General features: G+C 68.0%; 1 protein-coding gene. It reads right to left on the bottom strand.

Translation table 11 applies throughout. The features are described from left to right. The coding region (locus tag ACZ55U_RS39015; RefSeq protein WP_465534386.1) for a condensation domain-containing protein at positions 1-1,565 on the bottom strand (1,565 nt) is incomplete at both ends.

Raw genomic sequence — 1,565 nt, 5'->3', positions numbered from 1 at the left:
GCCGATGCGGTCGCCAGGGCCGGCGCCGAGGGTGTGGAGGTGGTGGGCGAGCTGGTTGGAGCGTTCGTCGAGTTCCCGGTAGGTGAGTTGTTCGTCGCCGCACACCACGGCCACGGACCGAGGCTTGGCGGCCGCCTGGGCCTCGAACATGCCGAGGGTCAGTACCTGGTTGGTCGGTTCGGTGTGCAGGCGGGACACGGGGTTGTTCTCCACTTCGGGTAGACGTGCGGCTGTGGCGTCGCCCTCGGGGTCGACGGCCATGGCTTCGAGGACGAGCCGGTACATGGAGGCGAGCCGCTCTGCGGCGGGTCGGCCAAGTGCTCCGGGGCTCGCCTTGACGACAAGGGTTCCGCCGGTCGCGACGATGCTGACGGCGAACTCGTTGGCTCCGGTGCCGAGGCCTGCTTCGACGTCGATCGTGTCGACGTCGACCTGGTGGAAGTCCAGGTGCTCGAACATGACCGGGATGAGGCGCTGTCCGGTGCCCGCTTCGTGCTGGATGGTGGGGAGGGGGTAGCGGCGGTGGGTCCAGATGTCGGCTTCCTGGGCGTAGACCTGTTCGACGAGTTGGCGCCAGGTGCCGGTGGGGCGGTGGGCGGGGAAGGGCAGGGTGTTGAGGTGCATGCCCAGGACGCGGTCGGCGCCGGGGGCCTCGAGGCGGCCGTGGAAGACGACGCCGGTGTGGAAGGCGTCGTCGGCCGTGAGCGAGCTCATGACCTTGAGGTGGGCGGCGAGCAACACGCTCTTGAAGGACGTGTCGGACTGCTTGGCCAGGCTTCGGAGATCCTCTTCGAGATCCTGGTAGCTCGTCACGAGCCGGAGCGGCTTGCCGGATCCGTCCTTGGCACCCCAGCCTTCCGGCAGGCGTAGCGGTGTGTGTCGTCGGACGACGTCCTGCCAGAAGGAGCGGCTGTCGGGGTTGGCGAGTGATTCGAGTTCGGCGGTGATGAAGTCCGCGTAACGCACCGACGGGGCCTGGTAGCCGGGTAGTTCACGGCCGTCACGCAGGTGCTGGTAGCACTCGACGATCTCCATGAGGAGGGTGTTGAGGCTCCAGCCCTCGGCGATGGCGTGGTTGTAGCTGAAGGTGAGGCGCCAGGCGTCGTCCTGTTCGAGGTGGACGGCGACGCGCATGAGGGGGGCGGTGGCGAGGTCGAAGCCGGTGGCCCATTCCTGGTCGGCGTGGTCGCGCAGGGCCTGGTGGAGCTGTTCGGTTTCGAGTTCGCGCCAGTCGTGGACGGTCAGTGGCAACTCAGCTGTTTGGTGGACGAGTTGGAGGGGCTGGGAGTAGCCGTCGAGGTGCATGGAGGTGCGCAGGATGTCGTGGCGTCGGGTGACGGTGTCGAGGGCCTGGCGCAGGGCCGGCAGGGAGAACGCACGATCCGCCGGGATCCGGAACGAGTTGATGTTGTGGTAGAGACCGTCGGGCTGGGTGGTGGCCAGCATCTCGACGAGCATGCCGGTCTGGACCTGGGACAGGGGGTAGGCGTCGACCACGTCGGCCGGGAGCGCGGCACGGTCCTCGTCGCTGATCAACGAGAACGGTGCGACCGCGCGGATCAGCG

Source organism: Kitasatospora sp. NPDC034533, assembly GCF_055575155.1.
The sequence above is the reverse complement of the archived record's forward strand: the minus strand, read 5'-3'. Positions and strand labels throughout refer to the sequence as shown.